The organism is Eisenibacter elegans DSM 3317, from assembly GCF_000430505.1.
Classification (GTDB): domain Bacteria; phylum Bacteroidota; class Bacteroidia; order Cytophagales; family Microscillaceae; genus Eisenibacter; species Eisenibacter elegans.
The window spans coordinates 58530-80569 of sequence record NZ_KE387154.1; the positions used below are offsets into that span (position 1 = coordinate 58530).

Annotated in this window: 21 protein-coding genes; 11 read left to right on the forward strand and 10 right to left on the reverse strand. The window is 50.3% G+C overall.

All coding sequences use genetic code 11. The features are described from left to right. The first annotated feature begins 271 nt into the window (after window positions 1–271). Window positions 272–1306, forward strand: coding sequence for a hypothetical protein (locus G499_RS0116140; protein ID WP_027000793.1), 1035 nt, complete (start codon window positions 272–274; stop codon window positions 1304–1306). Between the two features lie 62 nt (window positions 1307–1368). Here G499_RS0116140 and G499_RS0116145 read toward each other — a convergent pair whose 3' ends face one another. Beyond that, window positions 1369–2076, reverse strand: coding sequence for a DUF6989 domain-containing protein (locus tag G499_RS0116145; RefSeq protein WP_154658509.1), 708 nt, complete (start codon window positions 2074–2076; stop codon window positions 1369–1371). Window positions 2077–2195: 119 nt separating this feature from the next. Continuing rightward, window positions 2196–3428, reverse strand: a complete 1233-nt coding sequence (locus G499_RS0116150; protein ID WP_081413852.1) for a carboxypeptidase-like regulatory domain-containing protein — start codon at window positions 3426–3428, stop codon at window positions 2196–2198. A 232-nt stretch (window positions 3429–3660) separates the two neighbouring features. On the opposite strand from G499_RS0116150, the gene G499_RS0116155 reads away from it, so the two are divergent. After that, window positions 3661–4395 (forward strand): hypothetical protein, encoded by a 735-nt coding sequence (locus tag G499_RS0116155; protein WP_051296333.1) that lies wholly within the window; start codon window positions 3661–3663, stop codon window positions 4393–4395. A gap of 47 nt (window positions 4396–4442) precedes the next feature. Here the strand turns inward: G499_RS0116155 and G499_RS0116160 are convergent, their stop codons facing one another. The 8 genes from G499_RS0116160 to zupT form a co-directional block, all read right to left on the reverse strand. After that, the gene (locus tag G499_RS0116160) at window positions 4443–5351 is read right to left on the reverse strand and encodes a S66 peptidase family protein (RefSeq protein ID WP_027000797.1); all 909 of its coding nucleotides are present in this window, start codon (window positions 5349–5351) and stop codon (window positions 4443–4445) included. A gap of 113 nt (window positions 5352–5464) precedes the next feature. After that, a complete protein-coding gene (locus G499_RS0116165; RefSeq protein ID WP_027000798.1) occupies window positions 5465–5980 on the reverse strand; it encodes an OmpH/Skp family outer membrane protein in 516 nt (171 codons plus the stop codon). A gap of 27 nt (window positions 5981–6007) precedes the next feature. Next, on the reverse strand, window positions 6008–6535 hold the full coding sequence (locus G499_RS0116170; RefSeq protein ID WP_027000799.1) for an OmpH/Skp family outer membrane protein: 528 nt from the start codon (window positions 6533–6535) through the stop codon (window positions 6008–6010). A gap of 167 nt (window positions 6536–6702) precedes the next feature. After that, a complete protein-coding gene (locus G499_RS0116175; RefSeq protein WP_027000800.1) occupies window positions 6703–7401 on the reverse strand; it encodes an SIR2 family NAD-dependent protein deacylase in 699 nt (232 codons plus the stop codon). A 241-nt stretch (window positions 7402–7642) separates the two neighbouring features. Then, window positions 7643–8281 carry a hypothetical protein gene (locus G499_RS0116180; protein ID WP_154658510.1) on the reverse strand — a complete coding sequence of 213 codons (639 nt, stop codon included), beginning with the start codon at window positions 8279–8281 and terminating at the stop codon, window positions 7643–7645. Between the two features lie 146 nt (window positions 8282–8427). Continuing rightward, a complete protein-coding gene (locus G499_RS0116185; RefSeq protein WP_027000802.1) occupies window positions 8428–9132 on the reverse strand; it encodes a hypothetical protein in 705 nt (234 codons plus the stop codon). 18 nt (window positions 9133–9150) lie between these two features. Then, window positions 9151–9585, reverse strand: coding sequence for a hypothetical protein (locus G499_RS0116190; protein WP_154658511.1), 435 nt, complete (start codon window positions 9583–9585; stop codon window positions 9151–9153). Between the two features lie 66 nt (window positions 9586–9651). Continuing rightward, a complete protein-coding gene (gene zupT, locus G499_RS0116195) occupies window positions 9652–10476 on the reverse strand; it encodes a zinc transporter ZupT (RefSeq protein ID WP_027000804.1) in 825 nt (274 codons plus the stop codon). A 691-nt stretch (window positions 10477–11167) separates the two neighbouring features. Between zupT and G499_RS20440 the strand changes: the two genes are divergently transcribed. The 9 genes from G499_RS20440 to leuB all read left to right on the forward strand — a co-directional run bounded on the left by G499_RS20440 (window position 11168) and on the right by leuB (window position 22027). Then, the gene (locus G499_RS20440; RefSeq protein WP_035727926.1) at window positions 11168–12058 is read left to right on the forward strand and encodes a branched-chain amino acid transaminase; all 891 of its coding nucleotides are present in this window, start codon (window positions 11168–11170) and stop codon (window positions 12056–12058) included. After that, window positions 12055–13731 carry a dihydroxy-acid dehydratase gene (ilvD, locus tag G499_RS0116205; protein ID WP_027000805.1) on the forward strand — a complete coding sequence of 559 codons (1677 nt, stop codon included), beginning with the start codon at window positions 12055–12057 and terminating at the stop codon, window positions 13729–13731. Before G499_RS20440 ends, ilvD begins: the two co-directional genes overlap by 4 nt. 185 nt (window positions 13732–13916) lie before the next feature. Continuing rightward, window positions 13917–15644: a biosynthetic-type acetolactate synthase large subunit gene (gene ilvB / locus G499_RS0116210; RefSeq protein ID WP_051296334.1), complete on the forward strand. Its 1728-nt coding sequence runs from the start codon at window positions 13917–13919 to the stop codon at window positions 15642–15644. Window positions 15645–15714: 70 nt separating this feature from the next. Next, a complete protein-coding gene (locus G499_RS0116215) occupies window positions 15715–15999 on the forward strand; it encodes an ACT domain-containing protein (RefSeq protein ID WP_027000807.1) in 285 nt (94 codons plus the stop codon). Window positions 16000–16038: 39 nt separating this feature from the next. Continuing rightward, window positions 16039–17082, forward strand: coding sequence for a ketol-acid reductoisomerase (ilvC, locus tag G499_RS0116220; RefSeq protein ID WP_027000808.1), 1044 nt, complete (start codon window positions 16039–16041; stop codon window positions 17080–17082). 193 nt (window positions 17083–17275) lie between these two features. Next, window positions 17276–18532, forward strand: coding sequence for a threonine ammonia-lyase IlvA (ilvA, locus tag G499_RS0116225; protein ID WP_027000809.1), 1257 nt, complete (start codon window positions 17276–17278; stop codon window positions 18530–18532). Window positions 18533–18619: 87 nt separating this feature from the next. Then, window positions 18620–20038 carry a 3-isopropylmalate dehydratase large subunit gene (leuC, locus tag G499_RS0116230; RefSeq protein WP_027000810.1) on the forward strand — a complete coding sequence of 473 codons (1419 nt, stop codon included), beginning with the start codon at window positions 18620–18622 and terminating at the stop codon, window positions 20036–20038. Window positions 20039–20254: 216 nt separating this feature from the next. Further along, window positions 20255–20851 carry a 3-isopropylmalate dehydratase small subunit gene (gene leuD, locus G499_RS0116235; RefSeq protein ID WP_027000811.1) on the forward strand — a complete coding sequence of 199 codons (597 nt, stop codon included), beginning with the start codon at window positions 20255–20257 and terminating at the stop codon, window positions 20849–20851. Window positions 20852–20923: 72 nt separating this feature from the next. Beyond that, on the forward strand, window positions 20924–22027 hold the full coding sequence (gene leuB, locus G499_RS0116240) for a 3-isopropylmalate dehydrogenase (protein WP_027000812.1): 1104 nt from the start codon (window positions 20924–20926) through the stop codon (window positions 22025–22027). Window positions 22028–22040 lie beyond the last annotated feature (13 nt).

Consider the following 22040-nt stretch of genomic DNA (forward strand, 5'->3'; position numbering starts at 1 on the left):
TAGGACACCAGATTTTCATTCTGGTAACAGGGGTTCGATTCCCCTACGGGCTACCAAAGCACAACACACTACTCCATCGGGTAGTGTGTTTTTTTGTGCTATTGTTTCGATTTCATATACCCTGCACAGACAAATTGCTGAGAATCATTGTTTTTTTAAAACGAATCCCGTATTTTCATTCTCAGAAAAATGGTGCGGCTTTAGTCCTGCCCAATTCTTGGGCAGCCGCCAGAGCTGCCAAATACACTACCAAACCTCACTCATTTGCCCTATGACCGAAGCCCTCTCTGCTAGAGTTAACGAAATGCAGCAGTTGGCACAAAGCCTGCTCGCTGAGGGAAAATTTTGGGAAACCCAAAACACTGAGCGATTAAGAGCCAGTATTTGGAAACAACGGCTCATCAACTTACAGGAATTGAGCTATCAACTGCGCCAATGGAGTCGCAAACAACCAGACTTTGAGCTCAACCCCACACCGGGACGCTACTGGGGGCTGATATTTATCGTGTCGGTGTTGTGGTTTACCTTCAGTACAATGTACTGGGAAGACGATTGGGAGGTGATGTATCTAGGTGTTGCCGTCATTTTTGGGATTGGTTTTATCGGATATTTCCTCGTTCCGACAGTAACCCGAGCCCGCCGTCGTAACCGCTATGTCAAAACCCAACAAGATAAATACCGCTGGTTACAGGCTAGTTTTGGGCACATCAGCTTCTTTTTTACAGAAATCGGGCTGCCAACCCTCATACAACTGATTGACGATGCCCCTCCCAAGAGTGCTGTCTCTCTACAGCTCGATACTAGAGTGTGGGAAAGTAATGTGTTTTTAACCAATACCAGAAAGGCCAAAACCAGTAGCCGGGTAGATTTGACTACCAATATCTACCAATACAAGCTCTACACCTTGCGCCTTACACTTTTTGATGGCAAGGAACTCAGAAGCCAACTCAGCAAGCGCTTTACATATACCACAGGTTTTAGGGCGCACCGGAAGTCTTTCAAAAACAAGCGTTCTTTTAAGCTCAAAGTCAAGATTATGAGTAAGCTCAGCCTCAAGCTGCCCAAAGGATACGATATTCAAAACATAGGGGAAAAAAGCAAAAAAGCCGATTTTAAAAATATCCAAGTATCCACCCAATTACTACAACAAGTAGCTACCCACCGGATGCAGTTTGCAGGAGAAGACAGCAAAAAATGGCGAGGCACGCAGACCTTTTACCCAAAAGAGCTACACACCAACGGCCAACAGCTCCTAGCACAACACCAAAACTTGTATCGTTTCTGTATGGAAACAGAGGCAGCTTAGGCAGGGCTGCCCCCACGAGCCTTGTGTTAGCGTTTCCCTGTTGCTCCAGTTTTTTGGGAAAATTATACCATCGCACCGCCTCGCTCTATCCACAAATAACCGGCAGCCAATGTACCCAAATATACCAGCATCACCAATGAGGTGGCGGCAACCTTGGTATACCAAGGGCTTTGTGCAGTTTGGCGGTATGCCTCATAGCCCACAGCCCCCAACAAGGCTTCAGCAGGCAAAACATACCAAGCCACAGTGCCCCACATTTGCACATTTTGGGCATACCAAGAACCTAGTAGATGATGACTGACGGCCTCAGAGCTTCCAAATATCAACAATGCCACGCCAGCTGCCGTAAGGTGCGCCCAACGCTCAGGGACTTGTAAAGCCACATAGATTACCAAAAACATCGGGATAGTCCACAAACCGGCCATATACCCAGACACCGTACCGATTTTGAAAAGCCCGTCTTCAGGAAATACCAAGGTTTGTAACACTGCTGACAGAAACCAGTCAGGAACTACCTGAAAGATGCTGAGGGGCATCACAAAAGTCCATATCTGCCAGAGCCGCACATAGCGACCATACTTTGCTGTGCCCAAAAGTAAAAACTGATAGCACAACACAAGCCCCATCAAGCGCCAACCCACGGGCAAGGCCTGAATACTCATTCCGGCCAGACAACACAGCCCGAAAGCTATGTGTAGCCACAGTACCGCCTTGTGTTCAGACAGCGCCGGCGCTTTCGTATCGTGTCGAGAGTCAACATAGTTCATCATAAGATCAATGGTTAGTTTGTTTGTTCATTACAGACACAAGCTATAGTTTTTTGACACACAGGCTACAAGCCAGTGTTACACTCAACCCAACAACTGCTTATCTGGAGGTGGTGGTTTTTTCATTCGAGCGTATAGTCGAGCGGGAGAAACTCCCCCATTTTTTCAAAAGCCCAATAATTTTCTATCAAAATAGCCCTAGGGTCTTCCACATAGCCTTGCGGATAAAGCCTTATGGCCGCTTGCTCGTAGAGCCTCAGCAAGGACACCTGTACTTTTTCTGCGGGCGCTACCCCTCCCAACATATTACGCCTCAGCCCAGGCTCTTCGCCTTCTCGGGTGTAGGTGATGTGTAGGTAGTGTTGAAACTGAAGCAGCTTATGGTCCTTGTCAATAGTATGGAGATAATAGTCGTTGGGTAGTAGCCCATCGTACAAAAACTGCCCAACATAGACCGGTTCACTGGTTGCTTTGATAAGGCTGTCGGGCATTGTCAAGTTGAGTAACCCATTGGGGTTTTGCATCACGAGTTGGCGCATTGCTCGCAAGATGCTGTCGGCCTGTTGCCTTCGAGGGTTCAGGACTTTCTCCAAAGCCCTTACTTCAAACCCCTGTTCAGCGGTTTGCCCTGCGTAAGCTGCGGCCAAGAAATGTTGTAACGACCCTAGGTAAGCACGTTGGCGGTTGGCTGCCCAGCGTCGCTCCTGTTGTCGATTCTTAGGGCGCAAAGGCTCAAACAGCGGTTTGGATGTATACTGCAAAAAACCGCTGCGGGTATGGTAGGCAAAGGTCAAATCGTGAAGATATACCCGGTAGCCTAGGGCCTGATTCTCGATAATGAGGGCCTCCCCTGCTGTATAAGCACTGAGCAATGATTCTGACGGGTCGAAGTGTATACCAATATCTTGAGGGTTGAGGACTTTGCAGTATTTCGAAAATGCTGTGTGCCCCAACAGTATCTCCTCAAAATGGGTATAATCTGCTTCACTATGTGCCTGTACCACTACGGAGGCCAAGGTAGTAATTTTCTCCCCCAACATTACCTTGAGCAAGGTGTCGGCAGGGCTTTCTACCCTGTGGCTATAGGGATGATAGCCCACGGCAGTGATGAGTAGCTCAAAAGGTTGGGACAATGTTTTGGGTAGATGAAAATTCCCTTTGGTATCCGAAATAGTTTGATAAGTGGTATTGGGGATGAATATGTGTGCAAAAGGAATAGGCGAGTTGTTGGTACTGTCTAATATTTGCCCCCCAACTTGGGCGTGGCTCAGCCAAGGGCAACATACACACAGGCCAAGCATCCACCATACAGCGTTTTTGGCTCCTAATCGAAGAATAGCTGATAGTGTTAGCATCGTTTTATTGGTGTTTTGTGGAGAAATTGCATCTATATCCGGGTACAAGCCCTTGGCTATAAGCTCGTAATGACTAAGATGCTTTGTTGGGAGCGGCACCCGTGTAGTGATTAAAGTAACGAAAATTCTTGATAAAATCCTAAGCCAAAAATCCTCAACTTAAAACTAAGCCACTGTATTCTGTGTTTGATTGAGGAGAAATAAGTATATTTCGCACAAAACGACCACACCTATGTTTCGATATGGTAGCCTGCTGCTCTTGTTGAGCCTTGTATGTTGTAGTGTTTTGGTACACGCCCAAGAAGAAATCGAAGAAGAGTTTCCCAAGGAGCTTGTGTATGGGGTCAACCTCAATACCAACGGAGGGCTGCTGGGCGGTCTAATGTTCCGTTATGCCAAAATCTCTCCTTTGCGCCCGCGCACCTACAATGCCTTTTCGATGGAAATCGTGGGTGTCAAACACCCCAAAGAAATCCGTGTACCCAGTATTGCTACCGGAAACAGTTTTATTTTTGGCAAGCGCAACTATCTTTTTTCTGTGCGCCCTAGCTACGAGAAAAATGTCATCTTATTTCGCAAAGCCGAAGAAGAGGGGGTTCGTGTGATTGGTATCTTTGGCGGCGGGCCTTCCTTGGGCATTGCCAAGCCCTATCATATCCTGTATCGCTATGGGCCTGGAGATATTCGTTCAGAGGCTTATGACCCAGATGTGCACTTTGCCGTAGAAAATATTTTTGGTACGGGCGGTTTTTTTGATGGGTTCGACAATGCGCAGTATATCCTTGGGGGGCACGCCCGCATTGCGCTCAACCTTGAGTTTGGCGCATTCCGCAATTCGGTAGCCGCCGTAGAAGCAGGTTTTACAGTAGAGTTGTTTTCTAGAGACATTGAGCTGATGAACCTCGCCGGCAGAGACCGCCTATTTACAGCCGCATACCTCAGCTTTATGTTTGGTAGCCGAAAATAGCCCTCAATACAAGCACGCACCTTGTGTTTAGCAAAGCCTCTATTAGCTCACTCTTGCTCTCCTTCAAAAACAAGAGACGAATAATGTTCGTTGATTTCGAGTGTGGCCTCTGCGCCAACATAGACCGCAAGGTTATGGTGGTCGTGCCCAGCAGGAAAATCAAAATAAATGGGGTAGTCATAGTCAGCGGTCAGCTCTAAGACAATCTCATACACACTTTTATCGAAGGGGACATAGTTTTCGCGCAAATCCGAAAACTGCCCTACCAGCAAGCCTGCCAATCGGGAGAGCTTCCCGGCGCGCCGTAGGTGTATCAACAAGCGGTCGATATGGTAAACATATTCATCAACGTCTTCGAGTAGCAGTATTTTGCCCGTAGTATCGATTTCGGATAGTGTACCGATTGTATTGGCAAAAAGCGTCAGATTGCCGCCTACTATTTCGCCTTGAGCACTACCTTGGCGGTTATTCGGATTGCTGACCGTATGGATAGGATAAGGTCGTCCAAAGAGTCGACAATACACACTATCGATGGTTTCGTGGGTTTGGCGGGGAAATAACAAGGGCATACTGCCGTGAATGGTTTCGTAGCCGAGGTTGTGGAGGTGGTTGTGCATGACGGTTACATCACTAAAGCCTACCACCCATTTGGGGTGTTCTACAAAAACACTAAAATCAAGGCTGTCAATAATACGCAGCGACCCATACCCTCCACGAGCACAGAAAATCGCCTTGACCTCGGGATTGTCAAGCACGGCCTGAAAATCTTCCCGGCGTTGCTCGTCAGTGCCAGCAAACTGATAGTAGGTCTCAAAAAGATGTTGACCCAAGATGACCTTCAGCCCCCAACTCTTGATAATCTGCAAGCCCATATGTAAGTCATTGGCATTGACCCTATTGGCCGGTGCTACCACGGCGACAGTGTCGCCAGCTTTCAGAAAGGGGGGTTTTTGCATCGTATATACAAGCGTTGAGTGATATGGGGCTACCAATAATAACAACAGACTTGCCGGAAGGCTCTACGCGCCGAACAGCAAGTCTGTTTAGAGAATATCCTATCAGGCTAGACTTAGTTGCCTAGTTTGCTCAAAACCAAGTCAGAGATATTGTTCTCAGGCTTCTCAAACAAAATAGCTTCGATACGCAACACATAATCATAGCCTTTTTCTTCAGCAATAACACGGATGGTATCTTCAATGTTTTTGTAGATTGGCTCTAAGGTTTTGGCCTGCTTCTCGTTAAACTCTTTCTCTGCACGCTCTTGGATAGACTGCGCCTCCAGCTGAATAGACTGCAAATCCATTTGTAGTTTCTGGCGCTCACTATCTGTAAGGTTGGCAGGGTTTTGCGCCTTAGTTGCCAACTCCTCATATTTGCGCTCTACAACAGCTGATTCTTGTTGTACACGCTCTTGGAGCTGCTTTTGGAAAGTTTGCAAGCTGGCTTGCGCTTGTTTGGCAGCTGGTAGTTTCGACATCACATAGTTGAGGTCAAAGTATGCAATTTTGTGTTGCGCTTGTACTTGTGAAGTAGCAAACAAAATAGCGACAGCGAAAAGAGTTGTGAATAATCCTTTGATTTTCATTGTATTGTCCAGATTATGGGTTGTGGGTTAATCTTCATCATTGATGCCTAATGCTTCCAAAACCTCCTCGGTATAGTCGTGCCGAGGTTCGTGATAGAGCATGATAAGGTCGCTCGACTTGTTAAACATAATTTGTATTTTGTTTTTGCGCGCTACCTTGCTGACGGCTTGATAAAGTTCTTCTTGTACGGTTTGCATCAAGTCTTGACGTTTTTGATAAAACAAACCTTTGTATCCAAATACTTTTTGTTGATATTCTCGCGCTTCTTTTTCTTGTTTGGCAAGTGCTTCGAGGCGTTCGCTTTTCATATCATCGGTCAAAAGTATTTCATCTTGCAAATACTTTTGCCGTGTTTGCTCTACCTCTCTAAACTTTGTTTCTACTTCCTGTTGCCAAGCCAGTGCTGCTTTGTCGATTTCTTCGAGCACTTTGGGATATTGTGGCATTTGGGTGATGATAAAGTCCGCATCAATGTATCCAAACTTTTGCGCCTGCAAAGAAGGGGAAAGCACCGCAAAAATAAAAACAAGTAGAGAAACTATTTTTGTTGACATAAAGGACGAAGCCTATTTTTGGATAGTAATGTATAGTGTAGTGGCTTGTGCAGCAATCCGTTTGGTATATCTAAACGCTGTCAGGCGCTTAAAATTACGCAATGCTCGCAAAGTTACGAAACTTTGGCCGCTTAAAGCCTAAAAAGCAATGGCTTTGTCGTTGGTATTTAGGCATATTGCTCAACAAGCTTTTGACACAGTTTGGGCAGCCCATCTGTGGCTTTGGCTTCGATACGGTATAGCGCCGGGCGCTCTTGCATATGCGGCAGGTGTGGGTCTATGACATAGATGGGGGTGTCATCGGGCACAAAGTCTACCAGGCTGGCTGCCGGGTATACTGCCAAAGATGTCCCGACCACAATAAAGATATCTGCTTCGGAAGTTATGCGTGCCGCTTTATCCATCATCGGGACTGCTTCGCCAAACCATACAATGAAGGGGCGCAGCTGATGCCCTTGCTCGCAGGTTTGCCCCCAAGCGATGGGCGCATCCCCGATATCATAAATCAAGTCAGGGTTGCCAGTGCTCTGGGCCTTGTGCAGCTCGCCGTGGAGGTGTAGAATGCGGCTGGAGCCGGCCTTTTCGTGGAGGCTGTCTACGTTTTGTGTGATGATAGTTACCTCAAAGTGCTGCTCCAGCTGCGCAAGTGCTAGATGTCCTGCATTGGGGAAAACTTCGGCTGCCTGTTTACGACGCTCGTTATAAAAAGTCAATACGAGCTGTGGGTTACGATACCATCCTTCGATAGAAGCGACTTCCATCACATCGTGGTTTTCCCAGAGTCCGCCCGAGTCGCGAAAAGTTTTGATACCGCTCTCGGCGCTGATTCCCGCGCCGCTTAGAACGACTACTTTCTTTTTAGCCATGGTTTATGAAAAGATTTAGTATGGTTGGATGCTAACGATACAAGGTGTTTGATAAATAGGAAGAGGATTTCGAGAAAATTCAATCATTTGATTATCAGTAATTTGCTCAACAGCAGGCTTTATACCATACTTTCTCTCGCTTACAAATAGCAGCACATTAGCAGAAAGCCCTGCTCGTTATGACAAACCTAGACAAAATTTGGCAATTTCAAAAATATCCAGTGCTTTGTCCCCGAAGTTCCTAAAGCCTTACCCCAAGCAATACTCCGGCGTGTAGCCCTAGGGGGTTGGGCCCATAGGGCTGCAAAATCCCTACATAAGGGGTCAGTACTAGGGGGGGCTGATGGATTTTGAATTTTACTCCTGCCCCAAAACAAGACCTCAGCGCATCATACTCATCCTTACGGCTGAGGTATAGCGCGCCTGCCGGAGCCACATAAAGCCCCAGCTCTAGGTTTGTACCCATTGGGATATTGTAGGCAATCTCATCGGGCAATACAAAGCAGATGAGTGCCGCATACATCAGGACTTCAGAGTTTTGGCCACGGTCTTGCAGGGCAGCGCGAAAGGGAAACGAAGAAGCATAGGAGCCAAGCGTTAAACGCCCCAAAAAACTCCCTTCGGAGGTATTGCCCAAAGCAAACCGATAACTGATACTGAGGCGGCGACTGAGGTAAAATTCAAAATTAAGCCCAAAGGACTGCATCGAAGAGTCTGTCAAGAATTGCGTACGGTCTGCTGCTGCGCTAAACACAAACCACCCTCGTTTTCGAATGATGCCATCATCATAATTATTTTGGGCAGACGCAGTGCTTGGGCAAGCCAAAAGGCAGTAGAGTAACAAAAGGCTCAATTTTGCCAGAAGTATGTCGTATTTCATCTCAACAAGGGGGTATACAAACTAGTTGGAACTCGCCCCTGTCTTACGAAATAACGGCATATGAAGGATAAAAAAGTTTAGGCTTTTTGCAGAAAGCCCTCCGCCTCATTGTTGAGGGGAGGGCTTTCAAAATAGTTTGATGTGGATTAATCTACGCGTTTACGTTGTTCTTTGCTTTTTTTCTGTTCGTACACGCTTTCGGGGCGCATCCACTCGCTTTCTTTTTTATTGTATTGGAGCGAGGCGGGTTTGTTCTTGAGGTAATTGGGCAGCTCCGAAGGGCGTACCTTAGCTCCTTTTTGTAAACGACTACGGTCATAATTCATAGGCTTGGTGGGCTGTTTGGCCTGCCAAGTGGTTTTGGCGTGGGTTGGCTTACGTATTTTGACCATTACCGCGCCTTTGAAGTTGGCCATCTGCTTGGCTTTGTTGGCTTGTTGGCGTTCGCTGTTGCTCTTTACCAAAATACGGCCTTGATAGCTTGTAGCGTCTTTATTGCTTTTCTGAATCTGTTGCTTGCGCTTTTCGAGTGAGCGGTAAGGGATGGCACCGCCGCCATATTTGGCCAAGGTGGGTTTTTGATTGCCACGCAAAGAGGGGCTTTCACGCTCCAACACACGCTTTTTGACAGCAGTGGTGCGTTCGGCGGTATTGACCTTTTTCTGGCTATTTTGTTCGTATTTTTTACGCTGTGTGTCGTAGAATGACCCCTTCTTGGGTGATTTGAGCGGCTCTTGCGCCCAAAGTGTTGTTGTACCTAAGGCCAATATCAAGACAATTGTATTGAGCCAAGCCAATGTTTTGGGAGGGGGTAGGTAAGTTGTGAGGGAGAAATGCTTTTGAGGTGTCATTGTCAGAACGAGTTGGTGCTATTGTTTTTTGCTTGGATTGGGTGCTTCCTTGTAGTAATCATCTACCCCTTGAAACTGATAGGTGTGTCTACGGTTATGCTTGCCATTGATACGGTCAGTGAGGGTGATGTTTTTACCTTTCTTATACTTGTATCTGCTCTGATTGGCTAGTTTTTTACTGCCCGATACAAGTCCGGTTTTTTTATCCCTTTTGATGGTAACAAAGCTCAACTCTTCATTGATGAGATTGACACTTTCCTTGCGCAATTCTTCAGCGCTTTTGTTGTTGGTTTCCTGTACACTTGTTGCGCCGCCTAAACCTGCGCCGCGACGAGTATAGGCCGGACATTGAGAGCGCGTCGAAGCACAGCTTCCGAGCACGATACAAACTCCTAACGCCAAAAGTAAATGTTGGAGTATGTGTTTAGGGGTAGTATTCTGTCTTCTTCGCATATCTTCTATCACTAGGGTACAAAAATAATGGTTTTTTTGGGACTATAATATAAAATCGTAAAAATCTCACAAAAACATTAACAAACTTACGGCCATTACGGCCATCCCCACGACCATCCCATAGATAGACAGGTGATGTTCGCCATATTCTTTGGCAGCAGGCAACAGCTCATCAATAGAAATGAACACCATAATACCCGCTACACCAGCAAACAAAACCCCAAAGGTGATGTCGTTGAATAACCAGAAAAGGAGCAAATATCCGACCAAAGCGCCCAATGGTTCGGCCAAACCTGATAGAAAAGAGTACAAGAATGCTTTTCGTTTGCTCCCTGTAGCAAAATAAATGGGAATAGAGACAGCAATGCCCTCTGGAATGTTGTGGATAGCTATTGCGATAGCAATTGGGATGCCCAATTGGGGGTCTTTTAAGGCACTCGCAAACGTGGCCAAACCCTCGGGGAAGTTGTGGATGCCAATGGCAATGGCCGTAAAAATCCCTACTTTGAAGAGCGATCTCCGCCGCTGATAGGCTGCAGCCTGCTCAGGATCGTCCATTGCTTCGACGGTTTGCATCTCGTGTGGGTTTTCAAACGAAGGGATGAACTTGTCAATAAGTGCTATCAAGAGCATCCCACCAAAAAAAGAAATTACCGTAACTTGATAGCCCAAGCTTTCGCCCAGTGCTTCGGTAAGGGCTGTTTTGGCCTTCACAAAAATCTCCACAAAAGAGACATAAATCATCACTCCCGCTGAGAAGCCCAGCGCCACCGATAAAAAACGGGTATTGGTGCTCTTGGTAAAAAAGGCCATCGCGCTACCGATTCCGGTAGCTAAGCCCGCAAAAAGTGTCAATCCAAAAGCGATGAGTAGGTTGTTTGTATCAGCCATTACGTTTTTTTTGCAAATTTAGCTGTCTTTTTTAGACAAACCTAAAAATTATACCAAGATTTACTTGATTTGAGGGTCTTCAACACATACATTTCCCAAGCCAGTTTTGATTGGGTATTTCTGCCAAGTTCTCCGTGCTAACATTTGTCGGGAGGCTTGTCTGTAGCGGCATTTGTCCGAAACGTGATTAACAACACGAAGTTGCAGGCCTCCTTATCCTTAAATAACAACGACCAAAGGCATATTGAGGCTAACGGAGCGTATTGGCAAATAATCCACTGCATTTCAGAACAATGTTTTGCTAATATTTTGAAGATAAATAGATTTGCTATCTTATTTCACTTTTTTTATCAGAAAAATACAATTCAACCATCTTTTTACCAGAAATGTACTAAAAAAACTGCGTCGGATTTGATAAGCAGAATTTTATTTTCCAAATTCGTTTCATCAAAGCCCAAACACTAGGCTTGATACCTCACTCAAAAACATTTTACACAAGCCCCAAGCTTGCCAAGATTATGTCTCCAATTCATACCCTCGTCGTACTACTCTACGTCATTATCATTCCACTTCGGGGATGAGAGAGGGTTCAGCGTACCACATACTAAAGCCACATTTCTCACCCCACCTACACAAAGGCGGGGTTTTTTTATAGCCAATCAACAACTATTCACCTAAATACGAAGCACTTATGGCTTATTTTGACGAGAATACCCTCATCTACCACGACGGCCAGTGGCTGGAGGCTACGGCAGCGGTTACGGGCTTATATTCGCAGTCGCTACACTATGGCTATGCTGTTTTTGAGGGCATACGCGCCTATGCGACCGAATCCGGCCCACTGATTTTCAAGGCCGAAGCGCACTATCGCCGCTTACAACACTCGGCTGCCCGGCTGCATATCCCTTGCAAATACAGTGTCGAAGAGCTGACGGCCATCACCTACACACTACTCGAAAAAAACAAGCTCAGCGATGCCTACATCCGCCCGCTCTTGTATGTGAGGATGCCCAATATGGGGCTGAAGCCTTCGGCAGAGGCCAATCTGCTGATAGTGGCTTGGCAATGGGGCAAGTACTTGGGAGACAAACTACTGCATATGACACTTTCGCCCTATGAGCGCCCCAATCCCAAGGCTTTTCATATCGATGCCAAGGCATCGGGGCATTATGTCAACTCCATCACAGCTTCGTTTGAGGCACAACAACGCGGCTTCGACGAAGCGCTCCTGCTGGATGCGCAGGGATTTGTGGCCGAAGCGCCGGGCGCCAATTTCTTTATGGAAAAAGATGGCCGCCTGCTCACTCCTACTACCGACAACATCCTCAACGGCATCACCCGACAAACCATCATCGAGCTAGCGCAACAGCGCAACATCCCTGTAGAAGAGTGCCGCATCCGTCCTGAAGAAATTCTCCAAGCCGATAGTGCCTTCCTCACTGGCACTGCCGCCGAGATAGCCCCCATTGGCGCTTTTGAAAACTATACCTTTCCCAAAAGCTTTGACCAATCCCTCGGGGCGGTCTTGTATGCAGACTTCCTACAATTGGTCAGACAACAACCCCAAATGCAAACCATATGAAACCAAAGCTGAATAAATACAGCGCCATTTACACCCAAAACCCCAACCAACCGGCCTCGCAGGCAATGCTCTACGGAGCCGGATTACAGGAGGAGGATTTTGACAAAGCCCAAATAGGAGTAGGCAGTACCGGCTACGAAGGCAATACCTGCAATATGCACCTAGATGCGCTGGCCGATAATATCAAGGCTGGTGTCAAAGCCCAAGACTTGGTCGCCTTTCGATTCAATACCATTGGGGTCAGCGATGGCATCACCAACGGTACCGACGGGATGCGCTACTCCTTGGTCTCTCGTGAGGTGATTGCCGACTCTATCGAGACCATCGTCGGCGCACATTATTATGATGGCCTGGTAATGGTCGCAGGATGCGACAAAAATATGCCCGCCTCCGTGATGGCGATGGCACGCCTCAACCGCCCCTCGCTGATGGTCTATGGAGGGACTATCGCCGCCGGCAACTACGAAGGCCGCCCGCTCAATATTGTCTCGGCTTTTGAGGCTTGGGGCGAAGCCAATGCCGGTAAAATTACACCCGAAGCGTTCAAACAAATCGTCAAACACGCCTGCCCCGGGCCCGGCGCTTGCGGCGGAATGTATACGGCCAACACGATGGCTGCGGCTATCGAAGCCCTCGGAATGGCGCTGCCTTATAGCTCTTCAGCTCCGGCACTAAGCCCCGAAAAACAGCAAGAATGCGCGCAGGTGGGCAAGCACATCCACGAACTACTCGTGCAAGACCTCAAGCCCTCAGACATTATGACCAAGGAGGCTTTTGAAAATGCCCTGACGGTCATCATCGCGCTAGGTGGCTCTACCAATGCCGTGCTGCATATGATTGCCTTGGCCCAAGAAATCGGTGTAGCGCTCAGCTTGAATGACTTTCAGCGGATGAGCGACAAAACGCCGCTTTTGGCCGATATGAAACCGAGTGGGCGATACCTAATGGAAGACCTGCACGCCATCGGTGGCACGCCCGCCCTGATGAAGATGCTCCTCAAAGCAGGAAGACTACACGGGCACTGCCGCACGGTTACGGGACGTACCTTGGCCGAAAATCTAGCCCAAGTACCTGACCTAGCCGAAGGACAAACCCTCATCCGCCCGCTCGAACAACCCGTAAAAGCCACCGGACACTTGCAGATTCTATATGGCAACCTAGCGCCTAACGGTGCGGTGGCTAAAATTACAGGCAAAGAAGGGGAGTATTTTGAGGGAGAAGCCATTGTGTTTGACTCGGAGCAGGCGCTGAACGAGGGGCTGCAAGCCGGCCTCATCAAACCCGGGCAGGTCGTCGTCATTCGCTATGTAGGCCCCAAGGGCGCTCCCGGAATGCCCGAAATGCTCAAACCAACTGCTGCCATTGTAGGCGCCGGGCTGGGCGACAAGGTAGCCCTGATTACGGATGGGCGTTTCTCGGGTGGTACACACGGCTTTGTGGTGGGGCATATCACCCCCGAAGCCCAAGTAGGAGGGCCGCTGGCCTTGGTGCAAAACGGCGACCGCATCATCATTGATGTCAGAGGGCGTAAGCTCAGTTTGCAAATTGGGGAAGAGACCCTTGCCACACGCCAAAAAGCTTGGCAAAGCCCACCACTCAAAGTCCAAAAAGGTGTCCTCTATAAATATGCTCAAAATGTCAACAGCGCAGACAAGGGCTGTACGACAAGCTAAAAAAATTTATACGGATTCTGACCATTGGTCACTTTTTAAAAAAATAGTCAGTTTTTAGTCAAAAAGTCAGCCGACTTGTCGACACAATCCAATAAAGTTTTATACATTTACTGACCGTTAGTCAGTTTATATCAAATAAGTCAGCCTTTATACTTAAAGTCAGCAATTACAAACCCATTCATATTATGGAACGAGATTCAGCATCATCTGCCTCCCAAGCGCCTCCCCTGTCCCTTTCGGGTGCGGAGGCTGTCATAGAAAGCCTGATAACCGAGCAAGTGGCGGTGATTTTTGGCTATCCCGGGGGGGCGATTATGCCCATCTACGACGCGCTGTACCTCCGCCAAGAGGAGATTCGGCACGTACTCGTACGTCACGAACAGTGTGCCGTTCACGCCGCACAGGGCTATGCCCGTGCTTCGGGCAAGGTGACGGTATGTTTTGCCACCTCTGGCCCGGGCGCTACCAACCTCGTTACGGGCTTGGCCGATGCCTTGGCCGACTCCACCCCCTTGGTCTGTATCACGGGGCAGGTAGCCTCGCCATTACTAGGCACGGATGCTTTTCAGGAGACGGATATTCTGGGGCTGACAACTGCTGTTACCAAATGGAACTACCTGATTACGGATGTAAGCGAAATTCCCGAAATCTTAGCCAAGGCCTTTTATATTGCCCGCAGTGGCAGACCCGGGCCGGTATTGATTGATATTGCCAAAGATGCTCAAGTAGCTAAGCACCCCTATCAATATGCCCCCTGCCATCGGGTACAAGGCTATCAGCCGGTGCCCAAAGCAAGCGCAGAGCAACTGGCCGCCGCCGCCGCCCTCATCAACCAAGCCGAGCGTCCGATGATTTTGGCCGGGCAGGGCATTATCCTCTCCGGTGCAGAGGAAGCCCTGCAACAACTGGCCGAAAAAAGCGGGATTCCGGTAGCCTGTACCCTTTTGGGGCTCTCGTGTATGCCCGTAGGACATCCGCTCTATGTTGGAATGTTGGGAATGCACGGCAACTATGGCCCTAATATCAAAACCAATGAGTGTGATTTGATTATCGGTATCGGAATGCGCTTCGACGACCGTGTTACGGGGAGGGTATCCGATTATGCGACAGCAGCCAAAATCATCCATATTGATATCGACGCTGCCGAACACGGCAAAATCATCCACCCGGATGTGTCGCTGGTAGCCGATGCACACGAGGCCATTCAAGCCCTGCTGCCCTTGGTACAGCCGCGCCAACACGAGGCCTGGCGGCAATCGTTTAGAGAAGCCGACCTGAAAGAATACCAAAAAGTAATTGACCGCAGCATACACCCCCAAGCCGGTCCGCTGACTATGGCCGAAGTAGTGCACCAACTCTCGGAAATAAGCAAGGGCAAAGCCCTCATTGTCAGTGATGTAGGTCAGCATCAAATGGCTGCCGCACGCTACTATGCTTTTCAGGACAGCCGCAGCCATATCACCTCTGGCGGCATCGGCACGATGGGTTTTGCGATTCCGGCGGCCTTGGGTGCTGCTATGGGTGCTCCTCACCGTCAGGTATGCTGTATTGTAGGCGATGGCGGCTTTCAGATGACAATGCAGGAGCTGGCCACCATTGCCCAAGAAGAAGTTCCGGTCAAAATCATCTTGCTCAACAATGGCTTCTTAGGAATGGTGCGCCAATGGCAAGAGCTGTTTTTTGAAAACCGCTACTCTTTTACGACGATGAAAAACCCCGACTTTGTGGCACTTGGCCAAGCCTTTGGCCTCAAGTCTTGGCGGATAGACAACCGCGAAAGCCTCCCCATCGCCCTCAAACACCTGATGGCGCTGCCACAGGCTGCCCTGCTAGAGGTGGTCGTTGCGCAGGAAGAGAATGTATTCCCGATGATTGCCTCAGGCAAGTCAGTAGCCGAAATATCGCTCGGATAAGGGGGATTGACGATTTCATACCCTCTACTCCACAGACACAAAAACGCATTCACCATAAAACAAAAGCCCTATGAACAACGCCCCACTTTCTTGTTCCATTCTGCTAGAGCAGCGTGTAGAGCTAATCAACCGCATCTTGATGATTTTGAATCGCCGCCGCATCGCTGTACAGGCTTTTGCGGCACACACAGACGAGCAACAACGCTACCGCTTGGAGCTGACCATCACGACCACTGAGGCACTTGCCCAAAGCACTATGCGCCAAATTCGCAAGCAAATCGGTGTGATGAGTGTCTTGCTGACCTTGGCGCAGCCCCAAGAAAAAAGTGCGCTCAAGGCGCTACAACCTTTTTAATCAAATACCAACCCCCTTTATCATACACATCTTACGATTATGGCTCAACTTACTTTTGGCAACGTTCAGGAGAACGTAACCACCCGCGACGAATTTCCCCTCGAAAAAGCCCGCCAAGTATTGGCCGACGAAACCATTGCTGTGATAGGCTATGGTGTACAAGGCCCGGGGCAGGCGCTGAACCTCCGCGACAATGGCTTCAATGTGATTGTAGGCCAACGCAAGCCCTCCGAATCTTATCAAAAAGCCTTGGCCGACGGCTGGGAAGAGGGTAAAAACCTCTTTGGTATCGAAGAAGCGCTGGAGCGAGCGACCATCATCTGCTACTTGCTTTCGGATGCGGGGCAAATCCAACTATGGGAGACGGTCAAGAAACACCTCACACCGGGCAAGGCGCTTTATTTCTCCCACGGCTTTGGCATCACTTACCGCGAGCAGACCGGAATTGTGCCTCCGGCAGAGGTCGATGTGATTCTGGTAGCCCCCAAGGGTTCGGGTACGAGCTTGCGCCGGCTGTTTGTGGCCGGCCAAGGGCTCAACTCCAGCTATGCTATCCATCAAGACGCTACCGGACGCGCTCAGGAGCGGGTGTTGGCGCTGGGTATCGGGGTTGGCTCGGGGTATCTGTTTGAGACCACTTTCGAGAAAGAGGTATACAGCGATCTCACTGGCGAGCGTGGCATCTTGATGGGTGCATTGGCCGGGGTAATGGAAGCCCAATACGACCTGTTGCGCCGCAAAGGCCATAGCCCTTCAGAGGCTTTCAACGAAACGGTAGAGGAGCTGACCCAAAGCCTGATTGTATTGGTGGCTGAAAACGGGATGGACTGGATGTATGCCAACTGCTCTACGACTGCCCAACGGGGTGCGCTCGACTGGCGACACAAGTTCCGCAAGGCTACCGAGCCGGTTTTTGAAGCGCTGTACGAGAGTGTGGCCTCAGGCAAGGAAGCTCAAGTGGTGATTGAAGCCAACCAACACCCTGACTACCGCCGCCGCCTCGAAGCAGAGCTGGCCGAAATTCAAAAAAGTGAAATGTGGCAAGCCGGCGCTCAAGTGCGCAAGCTCCGCCCCAAACAATAGACGTACAGCCCGCCGCTGACGCTACACGTGCGCAAGCGGCTTAGGGATAGGCGAGCAGTACCCCGCAGCGAAGCGAGGAGTACAGCCGCCTAGCCCGACCCCGAAGGGGGAAGCCCCAAAAAATCAGTCTCAAATACCCTGCTGTTGCCCTTAAAACACAGGCAGCGGCACCGATGTACCAACCACAGCCCCCATGCCTACCCTCACTGCTAGCCCCTTGGCTGCCGTTTATGAAGCCCGTCAGAGGCTCCAACGTGTGGCCTTACATACGCCTCTACAACCCCAATTGCGCCTTTCGGAGCAGTATGGAGCCAATATTATGCTCAAGCGCGAAGACTTGCAGCCGGTGCGTTCGTACAAAATTCGAGGGGCTTTTCACGCCATTGCCTCCCTTTCGGAGGGGGCACAGGCACAGGGTGTAGTATGTGCTAGTGCCGGCAATCACGCCCAAGGGGTGGCATATGCCTGCCAACAACTTGGCATTGAGGGGCATATTTTTATGCCCGTAACGACACCCCACCAAAAAATCGACCAAGTGCGGCACTTTGGCAAGGGGCAGGTGACGCTTTGGCTGCGTGGCGATACCTTCGACGACTGCTTTGTGGAAGCACAAGCCTATGCCCAAACCCACGGGGCACAGTTTATCCACCCTTTCGACGACCCAAAAATCATCGAGGGGCAGGCAACCGTGGCGCTCGAAATCTTGGAAGATGCCCAATCACCCATCGACTACCTCTTTGTGCCGATTGGGGGTGGAGGGTTGGCCGCCGGCGCCATTCGGGTGTTTAGCGCACTAAGTCCTCAAACCCGCATCATCGGGGTAGAGCCTGAGGGCGCTGCGTCGATGCAGGCGGCGCTGGCTGCCGGAGAGGTAGTTACCTTGCCCGAGATTGACAAGTTTGTGGATGGCGCAGCCGTCAAGCGGGTGGGGGTGCATACCTTGGCCGCCTGCCAAGAAGGGCTACACGCCCTCACGACTGTCCCCGAAGGGCAGATCTGTTGTACCATCTTAGCACTATACAACCGCGATGCGCTGGTGGTAGAGCCTGCCGGAGCTTTGTCGATAGCAGCGCTGGAGCAATGGCGCGAGGCGCTGGTAGGCAAAAATGTGGTGTGTGTGGTGAGTGGAAGCAACAACGACATCCTCCGCACAGAAGAAATCCGAGAGCGTGCAATGCGCTATCAGGGGCTGAAACATTATTTCTTGGTGCGCTTTCCGCAACGCAGCGGCGCACTGAAGGAGTTTGTCAATGACATTCTGGAAGAGGGCGACGACATCACCTTTTTCCAATACATCAAGAAAAACAACCGCGAGTATGGCCCCGTCGTCGTGGGCTTGGAAGTACCCAGCCCCGAAGCGCTGCCACGCCTGAATGCGCGTATGCAAGTCCGCAATTTCCAATACGAATACATCAACAACCACGAAGCACTCTTACAACTACTGGTATAGCCCCAATCCTGTCAGGTGCTCCAATCCTGACAGGATTGCCTATGTAAAGCCACCCCGATAACATTCTCCACAACAACTACTCATTCTATGAAGCAAAAAAATGCAAACCCTCAGACCCTATTCGACAAGATATGGCAGCGCCACATCGTCAAGGCAGCAGAGGGGCTCCCTGACCTACTTTATATCGACACCCACTATATCCACGAGGTAACTACTCCTCAGGCTTTTGCAGCGCTGCGGCAGCGGGGCTTGCCTGTACGCCGCCCCGACCGTACGGTGGCTACTGCCGACCACAACGTGCCGACCCTCAATCAGCATCTGCCCATCCAAGACGCACTCTCTAAGCATCAGGTGGATACGCTGATACAAAACTGCGCCGATTTTGGGATTGAGTTGTATGGGCTAGGCCACCCAAACCAAGGCATTGTACACGTCATCGGGCCGGAGTTGGGCATTACACAGCCGGGCAAGACCATTGTTTGTGGCGATAGCCATACCTCTACTCACGGCGCTTTTGGCACGATTGCCTTCGGCATCGGTACGAGTGAGGTGGCGCAGGTGCTGGCCACCCAATGTTTGTTGCAGTATAAGCCCAAACAAATGCGCATTCAGATAGACGGCACATTGGGCAAAGGGGTGCTGGCCAAGGATATTATCCTCTACATCATCGCCCAAATAAGCGCTTCGGGTGCCACAGGCTATTTTGTGGAATATGCCGGCACGACCATCGAGGCGCTCTCGATGGAAGCCCGGATGACCATCTGCAATATGAGTATCGAAATGGGCGCACGCGGCGGCATGATTGCCCCCGACCAAACAACCTTCGACTACCTCCAAGGCCGCCCACACGCCCCGCAAGGCAAGGACTGGGAGCGTGCGCTGGCAGACTGGAAAACCCTGCCAACGGATGAGGGCGCAAGCTATGACCAGGTGTTGCACTTCCGCGCCGAGGACATCGCCCCGATGATCACCTATGGTACCAACCCGGGAATGGGTATCGGTATCGGGCAGCGCATCCCAACTTTGGCCGAAGTACCCCCCAAAGAGCAAGCTTCCTTTGAGCAGTCGCTGGCTTATATGGGCTTGCAAGCAGGCAGCAGCCTCTTAGGGCAAAAGGTCGATTATGTGTTTGTGGGCAGCTGTACCAATGCCCGCATCGAAGATTTGCGCCTTGTGGCAGAGTTTGTTAAGGGCAAACGAAAAGCCCCCGATGTGGAGGTTTGGATTATCCCCGGCTCGCAACAGGTCGCAAGGCAGGCCAAGGCCGAACAACTGGATGTGATTTTTAGAGAGGCTGGGTTTGAATTGCGAGAGCCGGGCTGCTCGGCTTGCTTAGGGATGAATGAGGACAAGGTTCCTGCCGGAAAGTACTGTGTCTCGACCTCTAACCGCAACTTTGAAGGCCGCCAAGGTCCGGGGGCGCGTACCCTGCTGGCTAGCCCGCTGACTGCCGCCGCCGCCGCTATTAGTGGGCATATTGAGGATGTGAGGGAGTATGTGGGGTGAAGGATAAAGCATGGAGTATAAGGCGATACACAAGATGAATATGCTGAATTTCAAATACATAGCGTTTTCTTGGGGCTACCCCTTCGGGGGCGGGTCTTCGGCTGTAGTCCCGCGCCCCCGGCTGTGAAACACAGCCGTGAGCCGCAGGAGCTACTTGCCTAAGCCGCTTACGCCCTTGTAGCTTCGCTTCTAAAACAACAAAAACAAAACACTGATATGCAAGCATTTACCAAACTAACTTCTACCTGCGTGCCTTTGCCCGTAGAGAATATAGATACAGACCAAATCATTCCGGCGCGTTTCCTGAAGGCGACTAGCCGCGAGGGATTTGGGGAGAATTTGTTCCGCGACTGGCGCTATGATGCCCAGGGTCAGGCCAAGGCAGACTTTGTCTTGAACCAAAGCCGCTACCAAGGTCAGATTTTGGTAGCCGGAAAAAACTTTGGCTGCGGCTCAAGCCGTGAGCACGCTGCGTGGGCTATTGCCGACTATGGCTTTCGGGTCGTCGTCTCTAGCTTTTTTGCCGATATTTTTAAGAGCAACGCCCTCAATAACGGACTCCTGCCGGTGCAGGTGTCCGATGTTTTTTTGGAGCAATTGTTTGCCCAACTCGTCCAAGACCCCGGCACTTCGGTGCAGGTATCCCTAGCCGAGCAGTCTATCAGCTGTGCTGTGTTAGGCATCCGTGAGCACTTTGAAATCAATGCTTTTAAAAAGACCTGCTTGCTGCAAGGGGTAGACAACCTCGGTTATATGCTACAGCAAACGGAGGCCATTGCGGCCTACGAAGCAGCACAAGAGGCCGCTAGATAAAGTTCAAAAACCAATTGCGCCGAAGCGGATGCTTCGGACGACTTCATTTACAAAACTTAGCCATTTCGAGATATGATTCCTGCCAAAACCATCACCATTCTACCCGGCGACGGCATCGGTGCTGAAGTAACCCACGCCGCCCGCCAAGTGTTGGAGGCCATTGCCAACCGCTTCGGGTTTAAACTCAAAACCCAAACCGCCCTTATCGGGCACGAGGCCATTGTGGCCACGGGCAAGCCCCTGCCCGAAGAAACCTTGGCGGCCTGTAAGGCTGCCGATGCCGTTCTGTTGGGTGCGGTGGGGCACCCGATGTATGACCTCGACCCATCGGCCAAAATACGCCCCGAACAGGGCTTGCTGGCCTTGCGGCAGGACTTGGGGCTGTATGCCAACCTGCGCCCTATTCAGCTTTTTGATGAGCTGCTGGACGCATCACACATCAAGGCCGAGACCGTCAAGGGGGTCGATATCTTGTTTTTTCGTGAGCTAACCGGCGATGTGTATTTCGGCCAACCCCGCGAACGCCGCGACAATGGCAATACCGCACTCGATACGATGATTTATAGCCGCTACGAAGTAGAGCGCATCGCCCATAAGGCATTTGTGGCTGCCCAACAACGCAGCGGCAGGCTCTGCTCGGTAGACAAGGCCAATGTCTTGGAATCGTCGAGGCTCTGGCGCGAAACAGTCCAACAACTGGCCAAGCAGTACCCCGACGTACAGGTTACGCATATGTATGTAGACAATGCGGCGATGCAGCTCATCAAAAACCCGCGTCAGTTTGATGTCGTTTTGACTGGCAATATGTTTGGCGACATCCTGACCGACTTGGCCTCGGAGCTGTCGGGCTCGCTGGGAATGCTTCCCTCAGCCTCTATCGGCGACCAACACAGCCTCTACGAACCTATCCACGGCTCTGCGCCCGACATTGCAGGACTGGGCGTGGCCAACCCCATGGCGACCATCCTATCGATTGCGCTGATGCTCGAAATATCGTGGCAACAGGCCGACATCGGGCAGTACATCCGCCAAGTGGTAGACCTAGTGCTGAAGGAGGGATACCGCACCCGCGATATTGCCGAAAGCCACACCCCTCCACACAAAATATTGGGTACAACGGCCATTACCGAGCGTATCATCGACAAGATTGAACAACCTGCCCTGACCTTAATTTAAACGTGAACTAATC

Excerpts from the sequence above, each read along its gene's own strand:
- G499_RS0116140 (WP_027000793.1), top strand. The coding sequence starts at position 272 with ATGACCGAAGCCCTCTCTGCTAGAGTTAACGAAATGCAGCAGTTGGCA.
- G499_RS0116145 (WP_154658509.1), bottom strand. The coding sequence starts at position 2,076 with ATGATGAACTATGTTGACTCTCGACACGATACGAAAGCGCCGGCGCTG.
- G499_RS0116150 (WP_081413852.1), bottom strand. The coding sequence starts at position 3,428 with ATGCTAACACTATCAGCTATTCTTCGATTAGGAGCCAAAAACGCTGTA.
- G499_RS0116155 (WP_051296333.1), top strand. The coding sequence starts at position 3,661 with ATGTTTCGATATGGTAGCCTGCTGCTCTTGTTGAGCCTTGTATGTTGT.
- G499_RS0116160 (WP_027000797.1), bottom strand. The coding sequence starts at position 5,351 with ATGCAAAAACCCCCCTTTCTGAAAGCTGGCGACACTGTCGCCGTGGTA.
- G499_RS0116165 (WP_027000798.1), bottom strand. The coding sequence starts at position 5,980 with ATGAAAATCAAAGGATTATTCACAACTCTTTTCGCTGTCGCTATTTTG.
- G499_RS0116170 (WP_027000799.1), bottom strand. The coding sequence starts at position 6,535 with ATGTCAACAAAAATAGTTTCTCTACTTGTTTTTATTTTTGCGGTGCTT.
- G499_RS0116175 (WP_027000800.1), bottom strand. The coding sequence starts at position 7,401 with ATGGCTAAAAAGAAAGTAGTCGTTCTAAGCGGCGCGGGAATCAGCGCC.
- G499_RS0116180 (WP_154658510.1), bottom strand. The coding sequence starts at position 8,281 with ATGAAATACGACATACTTCTGGCAAAATTGAGCCTTTTGTTACTCTAC.
- G499_RS0116185 (WP_027000802.1), bottom strand. The coding sequence starts at position 9,132 with ATGACACCTCAAAAGCATTTCTCCCTCACAACTTACCTACCCCCTCCC.
- G499_RS0116190 (WP_154658511.1), bottom strand. The coding sequence starts at position 9,585 with ATGCGAAGAAGACAGAATACTACCCCTAAACACATACTCCAACATTTA.
- zupT (WP_027000804.1), bottom strand. The coding sequence starts at position 10,476 with ATGGCTGATACAAACAACCTACTCATCGCTTTTGGATTGACACTTTTT.
- G499_RS20440 (WP_035727926.1), top strand. The coding sequence starts at position 11,168 with ATGGCTTATTTTGACGAGAATACCCTCATCTACCACGACGGCCAGTGG.
- ilvD (WP_027000805.1), top strand. The coding sequence starts at position 12,055 with ATGAAACCAAAGCTGAATAAATACAGCGCCATTTACACCCAAAACCCC.
- ilvB (WP_051296334.1), top strand. The coding sequence starts at position 13,917 with ATGGAACGAGATTCAGCATCATCTGCCTCCCAAGCGCCTCCCCTGTCC.
- G499_RS0116215 (WP_027000807.1), top strand. The coding sequence starts at position 15,715 with ATGAACAACGCCCCACTTTCTTGTTCCATTCTGCTAGAGCAGCGTGTA.
- ilvC (WP_027000808.1), top strand. The coding sequence starts at position 16,039 with ATGGCTCAACTTACTTTTGGCAACGTTCAGGAGAACGTAACCACCCGC.
- ilvA (WP_027000809.1), top strand. The coding sequence starts at position 17,276 with ATGCCTACCCTCACTGCTAGCCCCTTGGCTGCCGTTTATGAAGCCCGT.
- leuC (WP_027000810.1), top strand. The coding sequence starts at position 18,620 with ATGAAGCAAAAAAATGCAAACCCTCAGACCCTATTCGACAAGATATGG.
- leuD (WP_027000811.1), top strand. The coding sequence starts at position 20,255 with ATGCAAGCATTTACCAAACTAACTTCTACCTGCGTGCCTTTGCCCGTA.
- leuB (WP_027000812.1), top strand. The coding sequence starts at position 20,924 with ATGATTCCTGCCAAAACCATCACCATTCTACCCGGCGACGGCATCGGT.